Source organism: Mesorhizobium sp. M0954, from assembly GCF_040319155.1.
GTDB lineage: Bacteria > Pseudomonadota > Alphaproteobacteria > Rhizobiales > Rhizobiaceae > Mesorhizobium.
Window position 1 is genome coordinate 111,337 of the sequence record NZ_JAMYNR010000005.1, and the last position, 24,955, is coordinate 136,291.

General features: G+C 64.0%; 21 protein-coding genes. 14 read left to right on the plus strand and 7 right to left on the minus strand.

Annotated features, from left to right (window positions below; translation table 11 throughout):
- Positions 1-13: 13 nt before the first annotated feature.
- Complete coding sequence (locus NKH93_RS08980) at positions 14-2,467, minus strand: GcvT family protein (RefSeq protein WP_352969937.1); 2,454 nt, start codon at positions 2,465-2,467, stop codon at positions 14-16.
- The gene (locus NKH93_RS08985; protein ID WP_023676353.1) at positions 2,464-3,348 is read right to left on the minus strand and encodes a phosphotransferase family protein; all 885 of its coding nucleotides are present in this window, start codon (positions 3,346-3,348) and stop codon (positions 2,464-2,466) included. The genes NKH93_RS08980 and NKH93_RS08985 overlap by 4 nt, the downstream gene beginning before the upstream one ends.
- A 435-nt stretch (positions 3,349-3,783) precedes the next feature.
- Between NKH93_RS08985 and NKH93_RS08990 the strand changes: the two genes are divergently transcribed.
- The 7 genes from NKH93_RS08990 to NKH93_RS09020 all read left to right on the plus strand — a co-directional run bounded on the left by NKH93_RS08990 (position 3,784) and on the right by NKH93_RS09020 (position 11,436).
- Positions 3,784-4,560, plus strand: coding sequence for a DeoR/GlpR family DNA-binding transcription regulator (locus NKH93_RS08990; protein ID WP_352767217.1), 777 nt, complete (start codon positions 3,784-3,786; stop codon positions 4,558-4,560).
- Between the two features lie 78 nt (positions 4,561-4,638).
- Complete coding sequence (locus NKH93_RS08995; RefSeq protein ID WP_023676350.1) at positions 4,639-5,565, plus strand: LysR family transcriptional regulator; 927 nt, start codon at positions 4,639-4,641, stop codon at positions 5,563-5,565.
- A 307-nt stretch (positions 5,566-5,872) separates the two neighbouring features.
- Positions 5,873-7,027, plus strand: coding sequence for an ABC transporter substrate-binding protein (locus NKH93_RS09000; RefSeq protein WP_352540421.1), 1,155 nt, complete (start codon positions 5,873-5,875; stop codon positions 7,025-7,027).
- Positions 7,028-7,217: 190 nt separating this feature from the next.
- Entirely contained in the window at positions 7,218-8,213 is a 996-nt protein-coding gene (locus tag NKH93_RS09005; protein ID WP_352969939.1) for an ABC transporter ATP-binding protein, read from the plus strand.
- A gap of 14 nt (positions 8,214-8,227) precedes the next feature.
- Positions 8,228-9,178, plus strand: a complete 951-nt coding sequence (locus NKH93_RS09010) for an ABC transporter permease (RefSeq protein ID WP_352540499.1) — start codon at positions 8,228-8,230, stop codon at positions 9,176-9,178.
- A complete protein-coding gene (locus NKH93_RS09015; protein ID WP_023676345.1) occupies positions 9,168-9,983 on the plus strand; it encodes an ABC transporter permease in 816 nt (271 codons plus the stop codon). The genes NKH93_RS09010 and NKH93_RS09015 overlap by 11 nt, the downstream gene beginning before the upstream one ends.
- A 25-nt stretch (positions 9,984-10,008) precedes the next feature.
- On the plus strand, positions 10,009-11,436 hold the full coding sequence (locus tag NKH93_RS09020) for a gamma-aminobutyraldehyde dehydrogenase (protein WP_352969941.1): 1,428 nt from the start codon (positions 10,009-10,011) through the stop codon (positions 11,434-11,436).
- 17 nt (positions 11,437-11,453) lie between these two features.
- Here NKH93_RS09020 and nhaA read toward each other — a convergent pair whose 3' ends face one another.
- From nhaA to NKH93_RS09045, 5 genes are all read right to left on the minus strand, one after another.
- On the minus strand, positions 11,454-12,647 hold the full coding sequence (gene nhaA / locus NKH93_RS09025; RefSeq protein WP_352454677.1) for a Na+/H+ antiporter NhaA: 1,194 nt from the start codon (positions 12,645-12,647) through the stop codon (positions 11,454-11,456).
- 91 nt (positions 12,648-12,738) lie between these two features.
- Positions 12,739-13,302: an ActR/PrrA/RegA family redox response regulator transcription factor gene (locus NKH93_RS09030; protein ID WP_023676342.1), complete on the minus strand. Its 564-nt coding sequence runs from the start codon at positions 13,300-13,302 to the stop codon at positions 12,739-12,741.
- A gap of 63 nt (positions 13,303-13,365) precedes the next feature.
- On the minus strand, positions 13,366-14,691 hold the full coding sequence (locus NKH93_RS09035; protein WP_352681411.1) for an ActS/PrrB/RegB family redox-sensitive histidine kinase: 1,326 nt from the start codon (positions 14,689-14,691) through the stop codon (positions 13,366-13,368).
- 89 nt (positions 14,692-14,780) lie between these two features.
- Positions 14,781-17,399, minus strand: coding sequence for an ATP-dependent helicase HrpB (hrpB, locus tag NKH93_RS09040; protein WP_352969943.1), 2,619 nt, complete (start codon positions 17,397-17,399; stop codon positions 14,781-14,783).
- A gap of 75 nt (positions 17,400-17,474) precedes the next feature.
- Positions 17,475-18,365: a DMT family transporter gene (locus NKH93_RS09045; protein ID WP_352969946.1), complete on the minus strand. Its 891-nt coding sequence runs from the start codon at positions 18,363-18,365 to the stop codon at positions 17,475-17,477.
- A gap of 27 nt (positions 18,366-18,392) precedes the next feature.
- Between NKH93_RS09045 and NKH93_RS09050 the strand changes: the two genes are divergently transcribed.
- The 7 genes from NKH93_RS09050 (at position 18,393) to NKH93_RS09080 (ending at position 24,950) form a co-directional block, all read left to right on the plus strand.
- Positions 18,393-19,082 (plus strand): PIG-L deacetylase family protein, encoded by a 690-nt coding sequence (locus NKH93_RS09050; RefSeq protein WP_352969948.1) that lies wholly within the window; start codon positions 18,393-18,395, stop codon positions 19,080-19,082.
- A 212-nt stretch (positions 19,083-19,294) separates the two neighbouring features.
- Positions 19,295-20,626, plus strand: coding sequence for an ABC transporter substrate-binding protein (locus NKH93_RS09055; protein ID WP_352469942.1), 1,332 nt, complete (start codon positions 19,295-19,297; stop codon positions 20,624-20,626).
- Positions 20,627-20,736: 110 nt separating this feature from the next.
- Positions 20,737-21,684 (plus strand): carbohydrate ABC transporter permease, encoded by a 948-nt coding sequence (locus NKH93_RS09060; RefSeq protein ID WP_031211681.1) that lies wholly within the window; start codon positions 20,737-20,739, stop codon positions 21,682-21,684.
- Positions 21,681-22,631, plus strand: coding sequence for a carbohydrate ABC transporter permease (locus NKH93_RS09065; RefSeq protein ID WP_352969951.1), 951 nt, complete (start codon positions 21,681-21,683; stop codon positions 22,629-22,631). Before NKH93_RS09060 ends, NKH93_RS09065 begins: the two co-directional genes overlap by 4 nt.
- Positions 22,628-22,828, plus strand: a complete 201-nt coding sequence (locus tag NKH93_RS09070) for a hypothetical protein (RefSeq protein ID WP_023676334.1) — start codon at positions 22,628-22,630, stop codon at positions 22,826-22,828. The genes NKH93_RS09065 and NKH93_RS09070 overlap by 4 nt, the downstream gene beginning before the upstream one ends.
- Positions 22,829-22,831: 3 nt before the next feature.
- Positions 22,832-23,944, plus strand: a complete 1,113-nt coding sequence (locus NKH93_RS09075; RefSeq protein WP_352448470.1) for an ABC transporter ATP-binding protein — start codon at positions 22,832-22,834, stop codon at positions 23,942-23,944.
- Positions 23,937-24,950 (plus strand): ABC transporter ATP-binding protein, encoded by a 1,014-nt coding sequence (locus NKH93_RS09080; protein ID WP_352448469.1) that lies wholly within the window; start codon positions 23,937-23,939, stop codon positions 24,948-24,950. The genes NKH93_RS09075 and NKH93_RS09080 overlap by 8 nt, the downstream gene beginning before the upstream one ends.
- The last annotated feature ends 5 nt before the right edge of the window (positions 24,951-24,955 follow it).

Sequence of the window (24,955 nt, forward strand, 5' to 3'; positions counted from 1 at the left end):
AAACCGGAAGGCTCTATGCCTTCACCTTTGCTCCTGCCGGATCGTAAAGCGGCTCGAGGTGTATCTTAGCCGGCGTCCGTTCCATTGCCACCACCAGCTCGTAGTTGCCGGAGGTAAGGAAATCATCGTTGACGCCATCGGCATTGCGCACATAGCCGTAGCCGATGTTCTTGCCGATGGTGTAGCCATAGCCGCCGCTGGTGAGATAACCGACCGCCTCGCCGTTGCGCAGGATGGTCTCGCGCCCGAGCAGCACGACGTCCGGATCATCGACAGTGAAGCCGGCAAAGCGTTTGCTGAGCGTCGAGCCATCGAGCTTTTCAAGCGCCCGCCGGCCGAGGAAATCGGTATTCTTCCTGAGCTTCACCGCCCAGCCGAGGCCGGCCTCCTGCGGCGTGTCGTTGGGTGTAATGTCGGCGCCCCAGGCGCGGTAGCCCTTTTCCAGCCGCAGCGATTCCAGCGCCCGATAGCCGACCGGGCGAATGTCGTGGACAGCGCCCGCCGTCATCAGCGCGTCGAAAACCTCGCCGGTCGCCGCGATCGGCGCATGCAGTTCCCAGCCGAGTTCGCCGACATAGGTGACGCGCAGTGCCCGGACGGCGTGACCGGCAATGGCGATCTCGCGAACATGGCCGAATGGAAAGGCGGCATTCGAGACGTCGGCATCGGTCACCGCTGACAGCACGTCACGGGCGCGCGGCCCCATCAGCGACAATGTGCCGAAATCCTCCGTGACGTCGGTCAGCGTCACGTCGAACTCCCTGCCGGTATGATCGGCAATCCAGGAGAAATCATGCGTGCGGAAACCGGTGCCGGTGACGATGTAGAATTTTTCCTCACCGAGCCTCGCCACGGTCAAATCGGCCTCGATGCCGCCGCGCGTGTTGAGAAGCTGCGTGTAGGTCAGCCGGCCGACCGGCTTGGCGACGTCGTTGGCGCAGATCCAGTCCAGCGCCTTCAGCGCGTCGGCTCCGGTCATTTCGTATTTGGCGAAAGACGACTGGTCGAAAATACCGATCTTTTCGCGCACGTGGCGGTGCTCGTCGCCAACCGCCGGGAACCAGTTCTGCCGGCCCATCGAATAGACGTCCTTCGGCTCGATGCCTTCCGGCGCGAACCAGTTCGGCCGCTCCCAGCCAAGTTTCGAGCCGAACACGGCGCGATGTTTTTGCAGCCGCTCGTACAAAGGCGAGACGATGCGCGGCCGGCCGCTGACATATTCCTCATACGGGAAGCCGATCGTGTAGTGCTTGCCATAGGCTTCCAGCGTGCGGTCGCGGACCCATTGCCGGTCGCGGTGGAGATCGGAGAAGCGGCGGATGTCGACCACCCACAGATCGAGCGGCGCCTCGCCGTCGACGACCCATTGCGCCAGCACCCAGCCGGCGCCGCCGCCGGACGCGATGCCAAAGGCATTGAAGCCGGCGCCGACGAACATATTGGCGCATTCCGGCGCCACACCGAGGATGAAATTGCCATCCGGCGTAAAGCTCTCCGGCCCGTTGATCATCTGCCTGACGCCGGCATTGGCGAGCGCCGGGACACGCTCGATCGCCTGGCTCATATGCTGCTCGAAATGATCGTAATCATCGTCGAACAGCCGGAACTCCCAATAGTCCGGCACATCGCCGCCCGGCAGACCGGTCGTCCACGCCTGCGGGTTCGGCTCGTAGCCGCCCATCACCAACCCGCCGACCTCCTCCTTGAAATAGGTGCGGCGATCGGGGTCGCGAATTGTCGGCGCGTCGGTCGGCAGGCCATCGATCTTTTCGGTGATGATGTACTGGTGCTTCACCGGCTGCAGCGGCACGTTTATGCCGGCGAGCGCACCCACCTGCCGCGCCCATTGCCCGGCGCAGTTCACCACCTTGTCGCAGGCGATATCGCCCTTGCTGGTCTTTACCGCGGTGATGCGGCCGTCTCTCATTTCGAAGCCGGTGACTCGCACCTCCTCGAACAATTTTGCGCCATGCATGCGCGCACCCTTGGCCAGCGACTGGGTGATGTCGGAAGGGCTTGCCTGACCGTCGGTCGGCAGCCAGGACGCGCCGACGAGGTCGCCGGCTTCCAGCAGCGGCCACATCTCCTTGACCTCGGCCGGCGACAGCAGATGCATGTCCATGCCGAAGCTCTTAGCCGTCGTTGCCAGCCGCTTATACTCGGTCCAGCGGTCGGCATTGGTGGCGAGGCGCAGGCAGCCAGTCATCTTCCAGCCGGTGGCGAGGCCGGTTTCGGCTTCCAGCCCCTTGTAGAGATCTACCGAATATTTGAGCACGCGCGTGATCGACGCCGACGAGCGCAGCTGGCCGACCAGCCCGGCAGCATGCCAGGTCGAACCCGAGGTCAGTTTGCCCTGTTCGAGCAGCACGATTTCGGCCTTGTGGTCGCGCGCCAGATGATAGGCCGTCGAACAGCCGATGATGCCACCGCCGATGACGACGATCCCGGCCTGGGCGGGCAAGGTCATGTCCGCGTCCCGTATTTTGTCCTGTAGTTTTCCAGGGCGGCTTCGAGCCGCGCCAGGTTTTCGTCGGCATAGGCGGCGTAGTCGACACCGGGCGCGTCGAGGTAAAGCTCGGAAACCATGCCCCACATCGCCTCACGCAGCAGCGACGCGCATTGCATGGCGGCGTGCGAGCGCCGTATCGCCGGGTCCGGCTCCTTCATGAAATAGGCGGTCAGGAAGGCGAAGGACTCCTCGTCGCTCATGCCTGCGTTCGACGCCGCGCCGGCAAGGTCGAACATCGCGGTGTTGAAGCCTGCATATTCGAAATCGATGAGCCACAGCCTGTGACCGTCGTCGATTATGTTAGCCGGCAAGAGGTCATTATGGCCGAAGACGATCGGAAGCAGCTTTTGCGCGCGCTCGAGCTCGTCCGCCAGCGTCAGCAGGCGCGGCAGTTCGCCCAGCTTGCGGCTGCGGCCTTCCTCCAGCGTGCGCGCATAGTCGCGAATGACATGGAATACCCAGAACATGAAGCCGGCGCCGGAGACATGACCGGGCATCTCCCGGTGGAAACCGCGCAGCAACGCGGCAACGCGGCCGAGATCGGCGCGCACGTCCTGCGCGACATAGGCCTTGGCGCCGAGATACTCCGTCACCATGACGCCGGGTCCAGTGTAGTGGACGGCCGGAGCGAAGCCTGCCGCGTGCGCTGCCCGCGCCGTCATCATCTCGCGCTCGCGAAAGACATGGTGGAACGGATAGTCCTGGCCGAGCCGCACGACGTGCCGCCCGGCCGCGTCCTTGACCAGATAATTGGCATTGCTCAGCCCGCCCGGCAGCGGCGCGATGTCGATGCTGCCGGTCCAGCAAGGCAGCGCACGGATGCGGTCTTCGACAGTCACGATGTCGTCCAACATTGGGTCAGTTTTCCACGCATGTCACGGCTGGCCAGCGATGACAATCGGACGGAGGAATGGAGGCAACGCGAAGATCTCGTCGGTGCAGATCCCGGGATCGGTATCCCGCACCGCACCGACGAGCCCCTTTGTGCCGGGTTCTTCGACGCCGGCATCCGCCCCCGCGGATCCTGAATTTCGGGACCCTTGCACCCGACGATCTCCCGGGCGTTCGGGCAAGCGATTTTTCGTGCGGCTCAGCCGTCGTCCTCCGTTCCGAGCCTGTCACAGCGATAATGTCGCGCCACGCTGGAGGCGTTGTCAACGCGAATTTGTGGCATTTTCTGGTTTTTTGCCCGAATTTTGCTAAATTCCTTGGAGTTAGTGGCATTTATGTCGTAGAAGCGGTCAGCGGTGCAACAATCCGACCGGATGGAACCGATGGTCCACTCGAAGCGGCATGGCGAAATCCTGCGCCTCCTCAAGGAGGAAGGCACGGTGACCATTGCGAGCCTGGCCGACCGGCTGGGCGTCTCACTGGAGACAGTACGCCGCGACGTCAAGCCACTGACCAGCGACGGTTCCATCCTCAAGATGCACGGCGCCGTCGGCCTGCCGTCGATTGCCGGCGAAGCGCCGTTCGAGCGGCGCATGCGCGAGAACGCCGATGCCAAGCGGGCAATAGCGCGCATGGTCGCCGCCACCATCCGCGACGGCGAATCGATCATGCTCGACACCGGCACCACCACCTCTTTCCTGGCCCGGGAACTGCTCGGCCACCGGCGGCTGACGGTCGTCACCAACTCCTCCGACATCGCCCGCACACTGGCCACCGTCAACGGCAATAAGGTCTACATGGCCGGCGGCGAGCTGCGCAGCGATTCCGGTGCTGCCTTCGGCGTCTCGGCCATCGAATTCGTCAGCCGCTTTTCCGTCAGCCATGCAGTGATATCGACCGGTGCGGTCGATGCCATAACCGGCGTCATGGACTATGATCTGGAAGAGGCCGAATTCGCCCGCATGGTGCTGTCGCGCGGCCAGCGTTCGCTTGTCGTCACCGACCATAGCAAATTCGGCCGCCAGGGCCTTGTTCAGGTCTGCGGCTTCGGCGGCTTTTCCGAACTCGCGACCGACCGTCCGCCGCCGCACGACATCGGCGCCGCCCTCGCCCAGGCCGGCGCACGGCTCAGCATTGCCGATGGCGGAAGCGAGGGCTGAGCTCTATCGTGAGCTCTGTCGGGAGATCTGCTCCAGCACCCACTTCCCAGCGCCGCGTCTGCCGTGTTTAGTCCGGCCATGGCTTTCACCATCCGCCAATTGCAGTTCTTCATCGCCGTCGCCGAGCAGGGCACGGTGTCGGGCGCCGCCCAGAACCTGTCGATCTCGCAATCGTCGGTCACCGAGGCGATCAAGGAGCTGGAGCACGATCTCGGCGTCGAGCTGTTCGAGCGCCACCCGCGCGGCTTGAACATCACCCACAAAGGCCACCAGTTCCTGCGCCATGCGAGAAAGATCCTGGCCGACGTTTCCGATGCGCGCCGCGCCTTCTTCGGCGAACAGGCCGCGGCAAGCGGGCGGCTGCAACTTGGCGTCACCTCGCTGGTCGCCGGCTATGTGCTTTCCGATCTTCTTGCCCGTTACCGCCGCGCCTATCCGGGTGTCGAGGTCTCGGCGATCGAGGACAATGGCGACTATCTCGAGCACCTGTTAATTGGCGGCAAGCTCGACATTGCCGTCATGGTCACCTCGAACCTGCGCGACCGCACGGCACTGCAGTCCGAAATCCTCGAAGTCTCGGCCTACCGGCTGTGGCTGCCGCTCGGCCACCCCTTGGCCGGTGCCGACATCATCGGCATCGGCGACATCGCCTCGGAACCGCTGATCATGCTGACCGTCGACGAGATCGAGGAGAATACCGGAAAGCTGCTGACGGCAATCGGCGCCAAGCCGCATGTCGCCTTCCGCACCCGCTCGGTCGAAGCGGTGCGCAGCCTCGTCGCTACCGGCGCCGGCGTGGCGCTGCTGCCCGACCTCGTCTACCGGCCATGGTCGCTGGAAGGCGACCGCATCGAATCGCGCGATATTTCGGGATCGTTGCCGGTCGTCCAGGTCGGCATGGTCTGGCGGCGCGGCTCCGGTCTGCCGCAGGCGGCGCGCGACTTCATCGGACTTGCCCAGTCGCAGCGCATGGTGCGCCAACGGCCCGAGAAGATTGGCCGCTGACGTATCGGAAAAATCGATATCGGCTTTCTGATAAATGAATTTGCGAAACCGGAAATTTCGCAGCACTTTTCGGTCAGGGAACAAAGCTGCCGTTAGAGCGCGACGTGCGTCCAATTGGACGCACATAGTACGCTCTAAGACTTTTAGTTTTCGCATCGGGCCTTCCGAAAATCGATTTCCGATTTTCGGGCCGATGCGAGGAGCACGGCCCTTCAGGGCCGCGCATCCAACGTTTTTGAACGGGCGCATGACCTTCTTCCGAAACCCGAAACCGGTTTCGAGGTCATGCAAAAATGGGAGATCGACGATGAATTCATTGCTGAAATCATGCACTGCCTTGACGGTCGCGCTGAGCTTCTCCGGCCAGGCCATCGCCCAGGTGAAGGAGCTCGGCAAAGGCGAAGGCGAGGTCAATATCGTCGCCTGGCCGGGCTATATCGAGCGCGGCGAAACCGACAAGGCCTATGATTGGGTCACTTCGTTCGAGAAGGAAACCGGCTGCAAGGTCAACGTCAAGACCGCCAACACCTCCGATGAGATGGTCTCGCTGATGAACGAGGGCGGCTTCGATCTCGTCACCGCCTCGGGCGACGCTTCGCTGCGCCTTGTCGCCGGCAAGCGCGTCCAGCCGATCAACACCGACCTCATACCGAGCTGGAAGACGGTCGACAACCGGCTGAAGGATGCGCCCTGGTTCACCGTCGGCGGAGTCCATTACGGCGTCCCCTATCAGTGGGGGCCGAACGTGCTGATGTACAACACCGAAGTGTTCAAGGAGGCGCCGAAGAGCTGGAACGTGGTCTTCGAGGAAATGAAGCTTCCCGACGGCAAGTCGAACAAGGGCCGCGTCCAGGCCTATGACGGGCCGATCCACATCGCCGACGCCGCCAATTACCTGATGGCTCACAAGCCGGAGCTCGGCATCAAGGATCCGTACGAACTGACCGAGGATCAGTACAAGGCGGCGCTCGACCTGCTGCGGGTCCAGCGTACGCTGGTCGGACGCTATTGGCACGACGCCGCCATCCAGGTCGACGATTTCCAGAACGAAGGCGTCGTCGCCTCCGGTTCCTGGCCCTACCAGGTAAACACGCTGATCGCGGCCAAGAAGCCGGTCGCCTCGACTATCCCCGAGGAGGGCGTCACCGGCTGGGCCGATACCACGATGATGGAGGCCGATGCTGCCCACCCGAACTGCGCCTACATGTGGATGGAGCATTCGCTGTCGCCAAAAGTGCAGGGCGACGTCTCCGCCTGGTTCGGCTCGCTGCCGGTGGTGCCCGCCGCCTGCAAGGGCAACGAACTGCTCGGGGAGGAAGGCTGCAAGACCAACGGCTACGACAATTTCGACAAGATCAAGTTCTGGAAGACGCCGGTCTCGAAATGCGCCACCCAGAACGACCAGTGCGTGCCCTATTACCGCTGGGTGTCGGACTATATCGGCGTCATCGGCGGGCGGTGAGTTCGCCTCACCTACGAAGTTCGGCGCTGCCCCTCACCCTTACCCTCTCCCGGTGAAGAACCGGGGGGCCGCCAACGTTGGAGCGCCTCCCTTCTCCCCGTCCACTATACGAGGAGAAGGTGCCGGCAGGCGGATGAGAGGCAGCGCTACCGCCTGAAATTTGATGAGCCTGACAGATCAGGACAGCCCCATGACCTCCGCCGTTTCCTTCCAAAACGTCTCTCGCCATTTCGGCAGCGTGCGTGCCGTCGACGCGGTCGATCTCGACATCGTGCCGGGCGAGTTCTTCGCCATGCTCGGGCCTTCCGGCTCGGGCAAGACGACGTGCCTGCGCCTCATCGCCGGTTTCGAGCAGCCGACGGCGGGCTCGATCTCGATCTTCGGCGAACGCGCCGAGGGCGTGCCGCCCTATCGCCGCAACGTCAACACCGTGTTCCAGGATTATGCGCTGTTCCCGCATCTCAACGTGCTCGACAACGTCGGCTATGGGCTGATGGTCAAGGGCATCGGCAGACCGGAGCGGCAAAAGGCGGCGGAAGAAGCGCTGGCGCTGGTGCGGCTTCCCGGCTACGGCGCCCGTCGCCCTGGCCAGCTTTCCGGCGGCCAGCGCCAGCGCGTCGCGCTCGCCCGTGCGCTGGTCAACCAGCCCAAGGTGCTGTTGCTCGACGAGCCGCTCGGCGCCCTCGACCTCAAGCTTCGCGAAAACATGCAGGAGGAGTTGAAATCGCTGCAGAAGGCGCTCGGCATCACCTTCGTGTTCGTCACCCACGACCAGGGCGAAGCGCTGTCGATGGCCGACCGCGTGGCCGTCTTCAATGACGGCAAGATCATGCAGATCGGCACGCCGGAAGACATCTACCAGCGCCCCAAGACCCGCTTCGTCGCCGATTTCGTCGGCTCGTCCAACGTGCTGCCGCCGGATTTCGTCCAGCGCTATGCCGGCCAGCATCGCTGGGGCAGCCTACGACCCGAATCCATCCGTATTGGCCGGGCCAACGGCGAAGGGGTTGCCGCCCGCCTGGTCTCGACCAACTATCTCGGCGCCACGACAAGACTGGCGCTCGATGCAGAGGGCTTGCGGCTGCATGCCATCGTGCCGGCGGGTGCTGTGCTGCCGGGGGACGGCGAGGCGGTGGTGCTCACCTTCAAGCGCGAGCATTTGCATTTGATGGACGAGCTCGGATGAGCCTCGACACCGTCATGCCGCGCGCCACGCCGCCCGCCATCCTGCCGCGAAGCGGCGGCCTGCGTGGCGCGGTGTCGGATATTTTTTGGCGACAGCCGAAGCTGCTGTTGCTCCTCATGCTGCTGCCGCCGGTTTTGTGGCTCGGCATCGTCTATATCGGCTCGCTCTTCGCATTGCTTTTGCAGAGCTTCTTTTCGATCGACGAGTTCTCCGGCCTGATCAACCGGCAATTCACGCTGAAGACCTATGGCGACCTGCTGCAGGCCGCCAATCTCGACATTATCCTGCGCACGGTGACAATGGCGGCGCTGGTGACGCTGGCTGCGGCGGTCATCGCCTTTCCCATCGCCTATTACGCGGCGCGCTATGCGCGCGGCCGTTGGAAGGCGCTGTTTTATCTCGGCGTCATGCTGCCGCTGTGGTCGAGCTACCTGGTCAAGATCTATGCCTGGAAGCTGATCCTGGCCAAGGAAGGCATCCTGACATGGCTGCTGGCCAAATTGCATCTTCTCTGGCTGCTTGATGCCTGGCTATCGCTGCCGGTCGTCGGCGGCAACTCATTGTCGGTCTCCTCAACCGGCACCTTCATCGTCTTCGTCTATGTCTGGCTGCCATTCATGATCCTGCCGGTGCAGGCCGCACTCGAGCGCGTGCCGGGCAATTTGGTCGAGGCTTCGTCCGATCTCGGCGCCTCGCCCGGCCAGACCTTCGGCAACGTGCTGTTCCCGCTGGCGCTGCCCGGCATCGTTGCCGGCTCGATCTTCACCTTCTCGCTGACGCTCGGCGACTACATCATTCCTCAGATCATCGGCACCTCGCGGCTGTTCATCGGCCAGGCCGTCTATTCGCAGCAAGGCACCGCCGGCAACATCCCGCTCGCCGCCGCCTTTACCGTGGTGCCCATCGTCATCATGGGGTTCTATCTCTGGGGCGCCAAGCGCATGGGGGCTTTCGATGCGCTCTGACCGTGGCCCATCCGCGCCGATCGGCCTGAAGCTCGCTGCCACCGGCGGCCTGCTGTTTCTGCACCTGCCGATCCTGCTGATCTTCGTCTATGCCTTCACCACCGAGGAGAAGAGCTTCGTCTGGCCGCCGCCGGGCCTGACCACGCAATGGTTCGCCGTCACCTGGAACCGCCCCGACGTCTGGCAGGCACTGTCGTTGTCTGTGCGGGTCGCGGCGATCTCGACTGCCATCGCTCTGATCCTCGGCACGCTGTGCGCCGCTGCCGTGTCCCGCACAAAATTCTTCGGCCGCGAAACCATCTCGCTGCTGGTCATCCTGCCGATCGCGCTGCCCGGCATCATCACCGGCATCGCGCTGCGCTCGGCCTTCGCGCTGGCCGAAATCCCGTTCTCGTTCTGGACGATCGTGCTCGGCCACGCCACTTTCTGCGTGGTCGTCGTCTACAACAATGCGGTCGCCCGCTTCCGCCGCACGTCCGGCTCGATGATCGAGGCGTCGATGGATCTCGGCGCCGATGGTTTCCAGACCTTTCGGCATGTCGTGCTGCCCAACATCGCAACCGCGCTGCTGGCCGGCGGCATGCTTGCCTTTGCGCTGTCCTTCGACGAGGTCATCGTCACCACCTTCACCGCCGGCCAGCAGCAGACGGTGCCGATCTGGATGCTCGAAGAATTGATCCGTCCGCGCCAGCGTCCGGTCACCAATGTCGTGGCGATGGTGGTAGTGCTGGTGACGCTGCTCCCCATCCTCGCTGCCTATTACCTGACCCGCGACGGCGACCAGATCGCCGGTTCGGGCAAATGATCTCGTTCACAAGGGAGAGACTTCCATGGACACACAGATGCTGATCGGCTCGAAATTCGAAAAAGGCACCGAGACCGAGGAGCCGATCCTCAACCCGAAGACCGGGGCGACCATCCTCAATCTGCCTGAGGCCAGCCCAGCGCAGATCGAGGCGGCCGTGCTTGCTGCCGAAAAAGCCTTCGTCACCTGGTCCCGCACAACACCGGCGCAGCGCGCCGGCTATCTCCTGAAGATCGCCGATCGCATCGAGGCTGCTGCACAGGATTTCGCGGCGCTCGAGGCGCTGAACTGTGGCAAGCCGATCAATGCCGTGCTCAATGACGAGATCCCGGCGATCGTCGACTGCTACCGCTTCTTTGCCGGCGCGGTCCGCTCGATGCCCGGCCAGGTCGCCGGCGAATACATTCCCGGCCACACCTCGATGGTCCGCCGAGACGCCATCGGCGTTGTCGCGTCGATCGCGCCGTGGAACTATCCGCTGATGATGATGGCCTGGAAGCTGGCGCCGGCGATTGCCGGCGGCAACACCGTCGTCTTCAAGCCGTCGGAACAGACGCCGCTGACCGCGCTGAAGCTGGCGAAAATCCTTGCCGAGATCCTGCCGGAAGGCGTCGTCAACGTCGTGCTCGGTCGCGGCGACAGCGTCGGCAACACGCTGATCAACCACCCGAAAGTCAACATGATCTCGATCACCGGCGACGTCGCCACCGGCAAGAAGGTGCTGCAGGCTGCCGCCAAATCGGTCAAGCGCACGCATCTCGAACTCGGCGGCAAGGCGCCGGTCATCGTCTTCGACGACGCCGATCTCGGCGCGGTGGTCAACGGTCTGCGCGCCTTCGGCTATTACAATGCCGGCCAGGACTGCACCGCGGCCTGCCGCATCTACGCCGGCAAGAAGATTTACGACAAGCTCGTCGCAGACCTCTCCACTGCGGTCTCGACCATCAAGTATGATCGCCCCGACGATACCGAGAACGAGATCGGCCCGCTGATCTCGCGTCGCCAGCGTGACCGCGTCTCGAGCTTCGTCGAGCGCGCCTCTGAGCTCAAGCACATCGAGATCACCACGGGCGGCAAGCCGGGCGAGGGCTCCGGCTTCTTCTACCAGCCGACCGTCGTCGCCGGCGCGCTGCAGGAGGACGAGATCGTGCGCCGCGAAGTGTTCGGTCCGGTGGTCTCGGTCACCCGCTTTTCCGAAGTTGACGAAGCGGTGAACTGGGCCAATGATTCTGACTACGGCCTGGCGTCGTCGGTGTGGACCAAGGACGTTTCGCGGGCCATGGCGACAGCGGCCCGGCTGCAATATGGCTGCACCTGGATCAACACCCATTTCATGCTGACCAACGAGATGCCGCATGGCGGGTTGAAACAATCCGGCTACGGCAAGGACATGTCGCTCTACGCGCTGGAGGACTATACCGCCGTCCGCCACGTCATGGTCGCTCACGGGTAGCGCCCGCGAGGAGACGCCTATTCTTCCGCCTCCTCCGCCTCGCCTGCGGCCGGCGCCACCAGCAGCACAGCGGCGCCTAGGAGCGCGGCGATGAAGGAGCCGGCGAGGATGCCGACCTTGACCGCGTCCTGCAGGGCGGCGTCGCTGGCGAAGGCGAGCAGGCCGATGAACAGGCTCATGGTGAAACCGATGCCACAGAGCAGCGAAATGCCGACCATGTGCAGCCAGCCGGCATTGACCGGCAGATCGGCGAAGCCAAGCCGGATGGCAAGCGCGGAAGACCCGAACACGCCGACCAGCTTGCCCAAGACGAGGCCGGCGGCGACGCCGAGCGTCAGCGGCTCGGCCAGGGCGGCAGCGCTGAGACCGGCGAGCGAGACGCCGGCGTTGGCAAAGCCGAAAATCGGGATGACAAAAAAGGCGACGACTTTGTGCAGGCCGTGTTCGAGCCGGTGCAGCGGCGAATGGTCGAGATCATGGCCGCTGCCCGGCGATATCTTCAGCGGTATGGTGAGGGCCAGCGCGACGCCGGCGAGCGTCGCATGGACGCCCGATTTGAGCACCAAAACCCACAGAACGATGCCGAGCAAGATGTACGGCAGCAGCGTCAGCACCCGCATGCGGTTGAGCACCACCAGCAGCGCGATCACGGCGAAGGCGGCGCCGAGATAGGCGAGCGAGAGGCCGCTGGTATAGAACACCGCGATGATGAGCACCGCGCCGAGATCGTCGATGATGGCAAGCGCCGTGAGGAATATCTTCAGCGAACCCGGGACGCGGCTGCCGAGCAGCGACAGCACGCCGAGCGCAAAGGCGATATCGGTGGCGGTTGGGATCGCCCAGCCGGACAGAGCGGCTGGATTGTTGCGGTTGATGGCGACGTAGACCAGTGCCGGCGCTGCCATGCCGCCGGCGGCGGCGATGCCGGGCAGCACGCGGCGCGGCCAGGTCGACAGCTGGCCGTCAAGCATTTCGCGCTTGATCTCGAGACCGACCAGCAGGAAGAACACCGCCATCAGGCCGTCATTGATCCAGTGCGAGACGCTGAGCGGTCCGAGATAGGCATGGAGGGCGGAGAAATAAGCCTCGCCCAGCGGCGAATTGGCGACGATCAGGGCCAAGGCCGCCGCAGCCATCAGGATGAGGCCGCCGGCCGCCTCGCTGTCGAGGAATTCGCGCAGCATGGAGACCAGCCGCTTTTCGTCCTGCATGTCGCCTCCGTCGTATCAGCGGCAAGGTCCGACACCGCCGAGCGATGATGCGCAAACAGCGCTGGCCGGGCAAGCCTGTAATGAGAGCCCTTTAGCGCGGCGCGCGCTTGGCGAGGATGCGTTGCAGCGTGCGGCGATGCATGTTCAGGCGGCGTGCGGTTTCCGAGACGTTGCGGTCGCACATTTCGTAGACGCGCTGGATGTGTTCCCAGCGCACGCGATCGGCCGACATTGGATTTTCTGGCGGCGCTGCGCGTTCGCCCGCGGTGCGGGTCAGGGCGGCAAAAATATCGTCGGCATCGGCCGGCTTCGACAGATAGTCGATGGCGCCGAGCTTTACCGCTGTCACCGCGGTGGCGATGTTGCCGTAGCCGGTGAGGATGATGGCGCGGGCATCGTCGCGCTTCTCGCGAATCGCGGCGACGACGTCGAGGCCGTTGCCGTCGGCCAGCCGCATGTCGACCACCGCATAGGCCGGCGGATTGGCGCGCGCCTTGGCAACCGCCTCCTCGACGCTCTCCGCCGTCTCGACCACGAAACCCCTGGTTTCCATGGCGCGGGCAAGCCGCGTCAGGAACGGCTTGTCGTCGTCCACGATCAGCAGCGAGGTATCCTCGCCTTCGACCATTGCGCCAATCGTTTCGTCAGTACTCATCGTGCTGAAAATCCTGCTGCCTGATTTTTACGCAAATATAGTTTCGCAACGCTATTGTCCAATTTAGGCCGTGTCGAACATGGTGGCCGAAGCCTGCTCGGGATTGAGGAAGACGCTGCGCGGCCACGATATCTGCACGATAGCGCCCTCGCCGGGCTCGCTTGAATTGCGGAAATCGAGCGTCGCGCCGGAGCGTTCGAGCAAGGTCTTGGCGATGAATAGGCCGAGGCCGAGGCCGCCGCCGGCTTCGGTGCCTTGTCGCGTCGACATATAGGGTTCTCCGATACGGTCGATGATCTCCGGTGGAAAGCCCGGCCCGTCGTCGATGATCGAGAAGCTGACGGCGGCCTCATTCCAGTTCCAGCGCACTGTCACGCTGTTGCGGGCGAAGTCGACCGCGTTCTCGACCAGATTGCCGAGGCCGTAAATGACGCCGGGATTGCGCCGGCCCACCGGCTCCGGGCCGATGCGCTCGCCCGGCCGAAGCTTGATCGAAATGCCGAAATCGCGGTGCGGCGCCGTCACCTCCTCGACCAGCGAGGTCAGCGGCAGGCGCGAGAGGTGCACCTCGCTCTCGGAGGACAGGCTGGTCAGGCGCTTCAGGATTTCGCGGCAGCGCTCGCTCTGCGAACGCAGCAGCTTCACGTCCTCGCCGTATTTCGGATCTTCGCCAAGCGCCTTCTCCATCTCCTTGGCAACAAGCGTGATGGTGGCGAGCGGCGTGCCGAGTTCGTGCGCGGCGGCCGCGGCGAGGCCGTCGAGGGCCGAGAGATGCTGTTCTCGCTGCAGCACCAATTCCGTGGCGGCAAGCGCGTTGGCAAGCAGCCGCGCCTCCTCGGCCACCCGGAAGGCATAGATCGCGGTAAAGGCGATGGAGCAGAACACCGCCATCCACATGCCGGCGACATAGATGAACGGCATCGCCAATGGCGCCCCCTCATGCCAGGGCAGCGGCAGGTGGTAAAAGACCAGCAGCGTCGCCGCCACGATCACCAGCGCGCCGAGCATGGCGGTCAGCCGCAGCGGCAGCGACGTCGCCGAGACGACGACGGGCACGGTCATCAGCAGCGAAAACGGATTCGTAAGGCCGCCGGTCATGTAGAGCAGGCCGGCAAGCTGCAGGCTGTCGAAGGTCAGGATGGCGAAGGCCGAGAACGGGGTAAGCCGATGCGCCGCCGGATAGCGGAAGGTCAGCAAAAGGTTCATCCAGGCCGAACAGGCGATCAGCGCAAAACACATGCCGACCGGTAGCGGAAATTTCAGCCCGTAAGCGACCACAAGCACGGTCAGGCTCTGGCCGACGATGGCAAGCCAGCGCAACCTGATCAGCGTGTTGAGGCGCAGCCGCTGGCTTTGCTGGAAGTCGGGTGCGTGCAGGATGTTTATCATGGCCAGTGATTATAGAGGGGAAACAGCCGGAGGTCTTTTCCGAAAACCGTCGAAGCTGGGCCTCGGTTCGGGATGACAGTCTGGAAGCATCAGGTACCGCGCGGCTTGGCGCGGCTGGTGGCGGCGGCGAGAAGCGGGTTCTCCGGCCAGACATGCCTGGGATAGCGGCCGCGCATCTCTGCCCGCACATCGGCCCAGGAGCCGCGCCAGAAGCCGGGCAGGTCGCGCGTCGTCTGGATCGGCCGGTGCGCCGGCGACAGCAATTCGAGCGTCAGCGGCACAGTGCCGTTGGCGATCGCCGGATGCCGGTCGAGGCCGAACAGTTCCTGCACGCGGATCGCCAGCACCGGCCATTCGCCGTCATAGCGGATCGGCAGCCGGCTGCCCGACGGCGCGTCGAAATGGGTCGGCGCCAATGTGGCGATCTTGCGCTGCAATTCGTGCGGCACCAGCGTCATCAGGCCTTGCGAAAGCACGCTGGGATCGATTGCCGCAAAGGATGCCGCGCCGGAAAGGAACGGCAGCAGCCAGTCGTCGAGGCGCTCGAGGAGCGCGGCATCGGAGACATCGGGCCATGGCACGCCGAGGCCGCGATGCAGCCAGCCGAGCCGCTGCCGCAACGTCTCCGCCTCCCTGTTCCACGGCAACAGGGACAGGCCGTGTTCGCGCAAGGCGTCGAGGATGGCGCGATCCGCGTCGGCACCGGTCGGCGCCGGCAGCATGCGTTCGGACAGCGTGATGGCGCCGAGGCGAACCGTTTCGCGCACCCGCGCCGCGCGCCTGTCGCGGTCGAAGCTCACCTCGCGGCGGGCCTCGATCTTTTCCGCCAGCGCAGTGCGGATGTCGGCCTCATCGATGGCTGCCGCTGCGGTGATGCGGGCGTTCTGCGCCTTGCCCTGCAGGTCGGCGACGACGAGCCAGGTCTCGCCGGCCAGCGGATCGGAGGCGTCGAGCATGGCGCCCGAGCCGTTGGCAAGCACGAAGCGGCCACGCTCGCCGCGCGCTTTGGCGACCCGATCCGGCCAGGCATGGATGAGGAGAGCGCCGGCTGTGCTGCCCTCCCCCTTGAGGGGGTCGGAAGGACGGGCGAGACCCGTGGCTCGCCCCGGCGCGTCGATCCGCGTAGCGGATAGGGGTGGGGCCGCTTCGGGCACGCCATCGACGACCCCGCCCCGTCTCGCTCGTCTCGCTGCGCTCGGCTCGCTCGCCGACCCTCCCCTGGAGGGGAAGGGTGAAGCCTGCTTTGCCAGCCTCTCAGCCAGCTGCCGGGCGGCGGTGGCGCGCGGCGATCTTTCGGCGCGAAAGCGCAGCAGCCGCCGTTCGAGATCGGCACCATCGCCGCCAAGGCCACGCTCGGTCAATAATACGGCGAGCATCGCCGCCTCGAGCGCCTCTCCGGTCCTTGCCGCCTCGGCGACCATATGGGCGAGCCGCACCGGTAGCGCCAGCCTACGCATCGCGGCACCGGCATCCGTCAGGCGTCCTGCCGCATCGACAGCATCGAGCGCACGTAGCAGTACCCTCGCCTCGGTGAGCGCCGGAGCCGGCGGGGGGTCGAGGAAGGATAGACTGGTCGGATCGGCGACGCCGAACGCTGCGCTATCGAGCAACAGGCCGGAAAGATCGGCCTCGAGGATTTCCGGCGGCGTGAAGGCCGGCAGGGCCGCTGTCTGCTCGGCCCGCCACAACCGGATGGCGACGCCCGGCTGCGTGCGTCCGGCACGGCCGGCGCGCTGGTCGGCGGAAGCGCGGGAAGCACGCACCGTCTCCAGCCGCGTCAGGCCGCTCGCCGGTTCATAGCGCGGCAGCCGCGACAGGCCGGAATCGATGACGACGCGGACGCCGTCGATGGTGATGGAGGTTTCGGCGATCGACGTCGCCAGCACGACCTTGCGGCGGCCGAGCGGCGCCGGCTTGATCGCCGCGTCCTGCGCCTTGTTGTCGAGCATACCATAGAGCGGCACGATGTCGGTATCGGCGCCGACCTTGCCCGCCAGCCGCTCGGCGGTGCGCTCGATCTCGCGCTGGCCGGGCAGGAAAGCGAGCACGCTGCCCTCCTCCCCGGCAAGCGCCGAGCGGATCGCCTTGGCCATGGCGTCCTCGATCGTGACGCCGGCCGGCCGCTCGTCATAGCGGATGTCGACCGGGAAGGCGCGGCCTGCGCTCTCGATCACCGGCGCGCCGGACAGCAATTTTGCGACACGCGCGCCGTCGAGCGTTGCCGACATCACCAGCAATCTGAGTTCGGGCCTCAGCGCACCCTGCACGTCAAGCGCCAGCGCCAACCCGAAATCGCCGTCGAGCGAGCGTTCGTGGAACTCGTCGAATAGCACCGCCGCGACACCAGGCAGTTCCGGGTCGTCGAGGATCATGCGGGACAGCACGCCTTCGGTGACGACGAGAACCCTGGTCTTTGCGGAACTGCGGTTTTCCATGCGCATGGCATAGCCGACGGTTTCGCCGGGCTCTTGGCCGAGCAATTCGGCCATGCGGCGGGCGGCAGCGCGGGCGGCGAGGCGGCGCGGCTCGAGCAGGATGATCTTTCCGGCGCCGAGCCATTCAGCGTCGAGCAGCGCCAGTGGAACCAGCGTCGTCTTGCCGGCACCGGGTGGCGCCACCAGCACGGCGCTGTTACCATGGCTCAGCGTTTCATTGAGCGCCGGCAAGACAACGGAGACCGGCAGGTCCGGCAAGGGTTTTGTCGTCATTGTGCTATGCTGTGCAGCCAGTTGGCAGCAACCGCATATCAGCGGTGGCGGTCGCGGCGCAACCTCGGCGCCGACTCAAAGCCTGGTCCGCGAAAACGGGTTCCAGCGCACCGTGCCGAGCCGCACCTCCTCGCGCACCATGGTCAGCAGGCCGGAACCGCCGACCACGGCCAAGCCGACCAGCGACAGAAAATCCGGATATTCCCTGAAGAACAGCGCACCCAGAACCACCGCCCAGACGATCTGCGAGTAATGCGTCGGCGCGATGCGGTTGGCCGGTGCGTATTTGACCGCCAGCAGATGCAGCAGCTGGCCGCTGGCGGTAAAGCCGCCGGCCAGTACCAGCCAGGCCCATTGCCTGCCATCCGGCAGCGAGAACGAGGTAGCCGCCGCACCGGCGCCGTTGAAGAGCAGGCCGTAGCCGATCAGCACGCCGAGCATCGTCGTGCGCTTTTCCTGCGCGGCGAGCGAACGCATCAGGATCACATTGGTGGCGGCCAGGAAGGCGATGATGAACGCCGCCAGATGACCAAGATGCAATTCGCGAAACCCCGGCCTGACGACCAGCATGACCCCGGCAAAGCCGGCGACCACCGCCAGCCACCGCCACGGGCCGACCTTCTCCTTGAGGACCAGCGTGGCCAGGATAGTGACGAACAGCGGCGCCAGAAAGATGAGCGCATAGACTTCCGCCAGCGGAATGGTGGTGAAGGCATAGACGCTGAGCACGCCCGAGGCGATGCCGGCCCAGGCCCGGGCCTGTACCGCCCAGGGCCGGTTGGTGCGCCAGAAATCGAGCCAGCGCTCGCCTGCCGGCCTGGCAAAGAGCAGAAAGCAGCCGGCAAACAATGTCGAGAAGAAGCCGATCTCGAAGACGTTGAACTGCCCGCCCAGGCTTTTGACAACCGCGTCGCTGCACGAATAGCTTGCATAGGCGATGAGCGCGAGCAGAATTCCGTTGGGCACGTTTTTCCATTTCCGGGAGAGATGAGAGTGAAGATATTGGCGCTTGGCGCGCATCCGGACGACATCGAGATCTTCATGTTCGGTACGATGGCCGCCTATGCCGCGCAAGGCGCAGAACTCTTTTTTGCCATAGCCACGGATGGCGCCAGGGGCGGCTATGGCGATCCGGCCGCACTTGCCCGCACGCGCCGCAAGGAGGCGACGGCGGCGGCCGGCCTGCTTGGCGTGACGCCGCGCTTCCTCGACTTTCCCGATGGCGGGCTGGTCGCGGATGCCGCGCTGATCGGGGCGCTCAAAGCACTGATCGGCGAGATAGGGCCGGATCTGGTGATAACGCATGCGCCGAACGACTATCATGGCGACCACCGCGCGCTGTCGGATGGCGTGCGCATCGCAGCGTCATTCTCGGTGCCGGTGCTACATGCCGACACGTTCGGCGGCACCGGGTTTTCGCCAACGCACTACGTCGACACCTCCAGGCATTTCGATCTCAAGGCGGAGGCGATCAGGGCGCACCAGTCGCAGGATCCCGAGCGTTTCGTCGACGCGGCGCGCACGCAGAACGCCTTTCGCGCCGGCCAGTGCAACGGCCCGGCCGGATCGTTTGCCGAGGCCTTCCGCTTCGAGCCAGTCTTCCCCTTCGCCGATATCCGCGCGCTGCTGCCGCCGGCCCCAGTGATCCGTCCGGTGGCTGTCAGCAACAAGACGATGACCTAGACAGGTCGCCGCAACTTCTCACGTTGCTTTCCTGTCCAGCATGCTGCGGTGCAGCAACGAATTCGCTTGCTTTGTTTAGTAAAAATTGCATCACTAAACAAATTACTAAACATCCGGTGCGCCGCCGCGTCGTTGTGTTTGGGCCCCGGAGGAGGGGTTTAGCGGGCTCTTGAAACCGTCATCCGGACGTGTTTCGCAAATGGGAGGAAGGCATGAAATCGACCTTGAAATTGGCGTTGGGACTGGCATCGACACTCTTTGCGTCGACAGCCGTTTCGAATGTCGCGCGGGCAGAAGATCTGACGCTTTGCTGGGCAGCCTGGGACCCGGCCAACGCGCTTGTGGAATTGTCCAAGGACTTCACCAAGGAAACCGGCATCGGCATGAAATTCGAATTCGTGCCGTGGACCAACTATGCCGATCGCTTTCTCAACGAGCTGAATTCGCACGGCAAGCTGTGCGACCTCATCATCGGCGACAGCCAGTGGATCGGCGGTGCCGCCGAGAACGGCCATTACGTCAAGCTGAACGACTTCTTCGACAAGGAGAAGATTAGCATGGATGATTTCGTGCCGGCGACCGTCGTCGGCTATTCGGAATGGCCGAAGAACTCGCCGAATTACTGGGCGCTGCCGGCCATGGGTGACGTCGTCGGTTGGACTTACCGCAAGGACTGGTTCTCCAAGCCGGAGCTGCGGAAGGAATTCAAGGAAAAGTACGGCTGGGATCTCGGCCCGCCGACGACCTTCGACCAATTGAAGCAGATCGCCGAATTCTTCCAGAAGCGCGACATCGACGGCAAGACCGTCTATGGCGCGTCGATCTACACCGAGCGCGGCTCGGAAGGCATCACCATGGGCGCCATGGACGTGCTCTACAGCTTTGGCTTCCAGTACGAAAACCCGAAAAAACCCTACGAGATGGAAGGCTTCGTCAACTCCGATAAATCGGTGAAGGGCCTGGAGTTCTACAAAGCCCTCTACGATTGCTGCACCCCTCCCGGCGCCTCGAACAGCTACATGGGCGAAGGCGTTGATGCCTTCAAATCCGGCCAGGTGGCGATGCACATGAACTTCGCCTTCACCTGGCCAGGCCTGCAGAAGGACGAGAATGTCGGCGGCGACAAGATCGGCTATTTCGTCAATCCCAAAGGTCCGGACGGGGACCAGTTCGCCCAGCTCGGCGGCCAGGGCATCTCGGTGGTCTCCTATTCCGACAAGCAGGAAGCCGCGCTCAAATACATCAAATGGTTCGCCAACAAGGACGTGCAGTCCAAATGGTGGTCGCTCGGCGGCTATTCCTGCCTCAACGCGGTCGTCAAGGACCCCGCCTTCCCGGCCAGCCAGCCCTATGCGCAGACCTTCCTCGACTCGATGGCCATCGTGAAGGACTTCTGGGCCGAGCCGAGCTATGCCCCGCTGTTGCAGGCATCGCAGAAGCGCTTCCACGACTATGTCGTTGCCGGGCAAGGCTCGGCCAAGGATGCGCTCGACGGCCTCGTCAAGGACTGGACCGAGGTCTTCCAGGACGATGGCAAGATGTAAACGGCTCCTCCCGAGCCCATGACCGAACCGTCCCGTGCCACTTGGCACGGGACACAGTTCAGATAAATTCCATTGTCGAGACGAGCCAAGTGACCGAAGCAGGACTGACCATGCTCAATCGGACGGCGGACAGCGTTGCCCGGGCTACGCCCGAGCCGTTGGCCCGCAAGGTCCGGGGCATCAGCGACAAGGGCCTCGCCTGGCTGTTCATCTCGCCGACGATCCTGTTGCTGTTAGCTATCAACATCTTTCCGCTGTTCTGGGCAATCTATCTGTCCTTCACCAATTTTCGCGCCAATCGGCCCAACGAGGTTGTGAAGAACCTCGGGCTGGCCAACTACAAGCGCATCCTCGCCGACCAGGACATCTGGATCGCCATGCAGACGACGGCGCATTTCGTGTTCTGGACCATCCTGCTGCAGACGCTGATCGGCTTCACTCTGGCCTGGCTGATCGACCGCAAGTTCCGCGGCCACGCCTTCTGGACGACCATCATCCTGGTGCCGATGATGCTATCGCCGGCGGTGGTCGGCAATTTCTGGCGCTTTCTCTACGAGCCGCAGATCGGGCTGTTCGCCTACGCCGTTTCGTTCGTCACCGGCATTCCGGCAACCGAGATCAGCATGCTCTCCAACGTGTCACTGGCGCCATGGTCGATCATCATCGTCGACACCTGGATGTGGACGCCTTACGTAATGCTGATCTGCCTCGCCGGCCTGCGCTCGATCCCCGAATACATCTACGAAGCGGCCGAGGTCGACCGCGCCTCCAACTGGCGGCAGTTCTGGTCGATCACGCTGCCGATGGCGCTGCCCTTCATCATGCTGGCGGTGCTGTTTCGCGGCATCGAGAACTTCAAGATGTTCGACATGGTCAATTTGCTCACCGGCGGCGGGCCGGGATCGACCACCGAAGTGGCCTCGATCACGCTGAAGCGGCAGGCCTTCGAAAGCTGGCGGACGGGCTATTCCTCGGCTTTCGCCATCATCCTGTTCGTCGCAGTGTTTGGCCTCGCAAACATCTACGTCAAGGCGCTCAACAAGGTGAAGCAGAGATGAGCCTGACGTCAGCCCATTCCGTTGTCGCGCCGTCGGCCACGTCGAAGCGCGTCGCCGGCGCCATCATCGTCGCCTACGCGCTGATCTCGATCGTGCCGCTGCTGTGGATCTTCGCCACCAGCTTCAAGACGCCGCCGGATTCGATCGCCTATCCGCCGAAGATCCTGTTCCAGCCCAGCCTCGAGGGCTACTGCAATTTGTTCTCGACCCGGACTCGGCAAACACCGGAATACATCAACTCGCTGGGACCGGCGACGGGCCTGTGCGACGAGACGGTGCGCAAGCGCAATATGGTGATCGCCGGCCCGTCCAACTTCATGCCGCGCTTCGTCAATTCGCTGATTATCGCGTTCGGCTCGACGTTTTGCGCGGTTTTCCTCGGCACGCCGTCGGCCTATGGTTTTTCGCGCTTCAAGGTGCCGCTCGCCGACGACCTTCTGTTCTTCATCCTGTCGACGCGGATGATGCCGCCGATCGCGGTCGCCATCCCGATCTACCTGATGTACCGGGAGCTTGGCCTGTCGGACACGGCTCTCGGCATGATCCTGCTTTATACGGCGGTCAACGTGTCCTTGGCGGTGTGGCTGCTGAAAGGCTTCATCGACGAGATCCCGCGCGAATATGAAGAAGCGGCGATGATCGACGGCTACACCAGGCTGCAGGCGTTCTGGCGCACGGTGCTGCCGCAGGCGACCACCGGTATTGCCGCAACCGCCATCTTCTGCCTGATCTTTGCCTGGAACGAATATGCCTTCGCTGCGCTGCTGACCTCGGGCACGGCGCAGACCGCGCCGCCCTTCATTCCGACCATCATCGGCGAAGGCGGTCAGGACTGGCCGGCGGTCGCGGCCGGCACGACGATCTTTCTGGTGCCGATCCTGGTCTTCACCATCCTGCTTCGCAAGCAATTGCTGCGCGGCATCACCTTTGGCGCGGTGCGTAAATGAGCATGACCGCAAAACGCAAATCGCGCTGGCCCGTCTGGGCCAGGCGCGGGCTGATGGAAAACGTCGCCACCGCGATCATCGCCATCGGCTTCCTGATGCTGTTCCAGCCCTTCGCACTGGTGCTCTACACCTATTCCTTCATCACCATGCTTGCGGGCACGGCGATGTTCATCATCGTCTCGAAATTTCCGGAGTAGACGATGGCCGAGATCAGGGTCGAACATCTGAGGAAGGCATTCGGCGATTTCGTCGCCGTGCAGGATTCCAACTTCGTCGTCGAGGACGGCGAATTCTTCGTCATGCTGGGGCCGTCCGGCTGCGGCAAGACGACGACGTTGCGCATGATCGCCGGGCTCGAACTGCCAACCGGCGGCAAGATCCTGCTTGGCGGCGAGGACGTCACCATGCGGCGTGCCCGCGAGCGCGACATCGCCTTCGTCTTCCAGCTGTTCGCGCTCTATCCGCACATGAATGTGCGGAAGAACATCGGCTTTCCACTGCTGGCGCAAGGCGTGCCAGGCGCTGAAATCCGGAGCCGAGTGGAGGAGACGGCGAAGCTTTTGCGGATCGACCATCTGCTCAACAAATCGGTCTCCGGGCTTGCCGGCGGCGATCGCCAGCGCGTGGCGCTCGGCCGCGCCATCGTACGGCGGCCAAAATGCTTCCTGATGGATGAGCCGCTCGGCACGCTCGACACCGAATTCCGCGACCTGATGGTCCATGAATTGCGAGAACTGCACAACCGCATTCACGCCACCACCGTCTATGTCACGCATGACCAGATGGAAGCGATGTCGATGGCCGACAAGATCGCGGTGATGAACCACGGCGTCATCGAGCAGTTCGGCACGCCGCGCGAGATCTACGACCGGCCGGCGACGATGTTCGTCGCCGACTTCATCGGCTCGCCGCCGATGAATTTCCTCGGCTTCGGCGGCGGGCTTTCAAAGGGCGCCAGGGAAATTGTTGTGCAAGGCGCGAAGGTGGCCGTGCCGGAGATCCGCGAGGACGTCGCGCCGGCCGAGATGGCGCTTGGCATCCGACCGGAGCACATCCGCTTCGATGACGCTTCGAAGCTGCGCGGTGCTATTTACGGCACGGAATATCTCGGCACCACTCAGATCGTCGCGGTGGAGACAGCGGACGGCATCATCAAGGCCAGGGTGCCGGCCGAAATCCGGCTCAATCCGGGCGATCATGTGGGCCTGGCGCTGAGCAGCGCGCGGCTGTCGCTGTTCGCAAAAGGATCCGGGCGTGCGGTGCGCACCGAAATCCATGACTCGGCCTCCCAGGGGAGAGCACATCATGGCTGACGTTCACATCAAAAGCGTGACCAAGGCTTTTGGCGAGCATGTCGCCGTCGACAATCTCGACCTGCATATCGCCGACGGGGAATTCGTCGTGCTGCTCGGGCCGACCGGCGCCGGCAAGACGACGACGCTCAGGCTGATCGCCGGGTTGGAGCGTCCGGAAGCGGGCTCGATCCATATTGCCGGCCACGACACGACGACGCTGTCGCCGGCCGAGCGCGACACCGCTTTCGTATTCCAGCAATATTCGCTCTATCCGCATCTGTCGGTTTACGACAACCTCGCCTTTCCGCTGCGCTCGCCAGCACGGAAAATGCCGGAGGATCAGATCCGCCGCCGCGTCGAGGACGTGGCCAAGATGGTGCGCATCCACCACAAGCTGAATAATCGCTCGACCAAACTCTCTGGCGGCGAGATGCAGCGCGTCGCCATCGGCCGCGCCTTGGTGCGCAAGCCGTCGATCTACCTGATGGACGAGCCGCTGTCGTCGCTCGACGCCAAGCTGCGCGCCGATCTCAGGCTAGAGCTGAAGCGCATCCAGGCGGAACTCGGCGCCACAATGCTCTACGTCACGCACGACCAGATCGAAGCGATGACCATGGCCGACCGCATCGGCATTCTCGCCGACGGCGTGCTGGTGCAGATCGGTTCCCCGCGCGCGATCTATTCTGAGCCGGCAAACCTACACGTCGCCGCACGGCTCGGCCAACCGGCAATCAATTTGTTGCCGGTCGGACTGCTGCCGGATGGCGGCGCGCCGGCGGGAACAAAGACGATCGGTGCTCGCACCGAACATCTTTCGATCGAGAAGGCGGCGAACGGCCATGCCGACGGCGTCGTCGATTGGGTCGAGCATCTCGGCGACCAGAACCATCTGCATGTGACGGTGGGGACCAGGAAGCTGGTGACGCTAACCGACCCCGACACCGACCTGGCTCAGGGCGACAAGATCATGATCCGCTATCGCTCGCCGCTGTATTTCGGCCCCGATGGGCGACGGCTGATGTGAGCGCT

Bases quoted from the DNA above. Each gene is read 5' to 3' on its own strand.
- NKH93_RS08980 (WP_352969937.1), bottom strand. From the start codon at position 2,467: ATGACCTTGCCCGCCCAGGCCGGGATCGTCGTCATCGGCGGTGGCATC.
- NKH93_RS08990 (WP_352767217.1), top strand. From the start codon at position 3,784: ATGGTCCACTCGAAGCGGCATGGCGAAATCCTGCGCCTCCTCAAGGAG.
- NKH93_RS08995 (WP_023676350.1), top strand. From the start codon at position 4,639: ATGGCTTTCACCATCCGCCAATTGCAGTTCTTCATCGCCGTCGCCGAG.
- NKH93_RS09000 (WP_352540421.1), top strand. From the start codon at position 5,873: ATGAATTCATTGCTGAAATCATGCACTGCCTTGACGGTCGCGCTGAGC.
- NKH93_RS09005 (WP_352969939.1), top strand. From the start codon at position 7,218: ATGACCTCCGCCGTTTCCTTCCAAAACGTCTCTCGCCATTTCGGCAGC.
- NKH93_RS09010 (WP_352540499.1), top strand. From the start codon at position 8,228: ATGCCGCGCGCCACGCCGCCCGCCATCCTGCCGCGAAGCGGCGGCCTG.
- NKH93_RS09015 (WP_023676345.1), top strand. From the start codon at position 9,168: ATGCGCTCTGACCGTGGCCCATCCGCGCCGATCGGCCTGAAGCTCGCT.
- NKH93_RS09020 (WP_352969941.1), top strand. From the start codon at position 10,009: ATGGACACACAGATGCTGATCGGCTCGAAATTCGAAAAAGGCACCGAG.
- nhaA (WP_352454677.1), bottom strand. From the start codon at position 12,647: ATGCAGGACGAAAAGCGGCTGGTCTCCATGCTGCGCGAATTCCTCGAC.
- NKH93_RS09030 (WP_023676342.1), bottom strand. From the start codon at position 13,302: ATGAGTACTGACGAAACGATTGGCGCAATGGTCGAAGGCGAGGATACC.
- NKH93_RS09035 (WP_352681411.1), bottom strand. From the start codon at position 14,691: ATGATAAACATCCTGCACGCACCCGACTTCCAGCAAAGCCAGCGGCTG.
- hrpB (WP_352969943.1), bottom strand. From the start codon at position 17,399: ATGACGACAAAACCCTTGCCGGACCTGCCGGTCTCCGTTGTCTTGCCG.
- NKH93_RS09055 (WP_352469942.1), top strand. From the start codon at position 19,295: ATGAAATCGACCTTGAAATTGGCGTTGGGACTGGCATCGACACTCTTT.
- NKH93_RS09060 (WP_031211681.1), top strand. From the start codon at position 20,737: ATGCTCAATCGGACGGCGGACAGCGTTGCCCGGGCTACGCCCGAGCCG.
- NKH93_RS09065 (WP_352969951.1), top strand. From the start codon at position 21,681: ATGAGCCTGACGTCAGCCCATTCCGTTGTCGCGCCGTCGGCCACGTCG.
- NKH93_RS09070 (WP_023676334.1), top strand. From the start codon at position 22,628: ATGAGCATGACCGCAAAACGCAAATCGCGCTGGCCCGTCTGGGCCAGG.
- NKH93_RS09075 (WP_352448470.1), top strand. From the start codon at position 22,832: ATGGCCGAGATCAGGGTCGAACATCTGAGGAAGGCATTCGGCGATTTC.
- NKH93_RS09080 (WP_352448469.1), top strand. From the start codon at position 23,937: ATGGCTGACGTTCACATCAAAAGCGTGACCAAGGCTTTTGGCGAGCAT.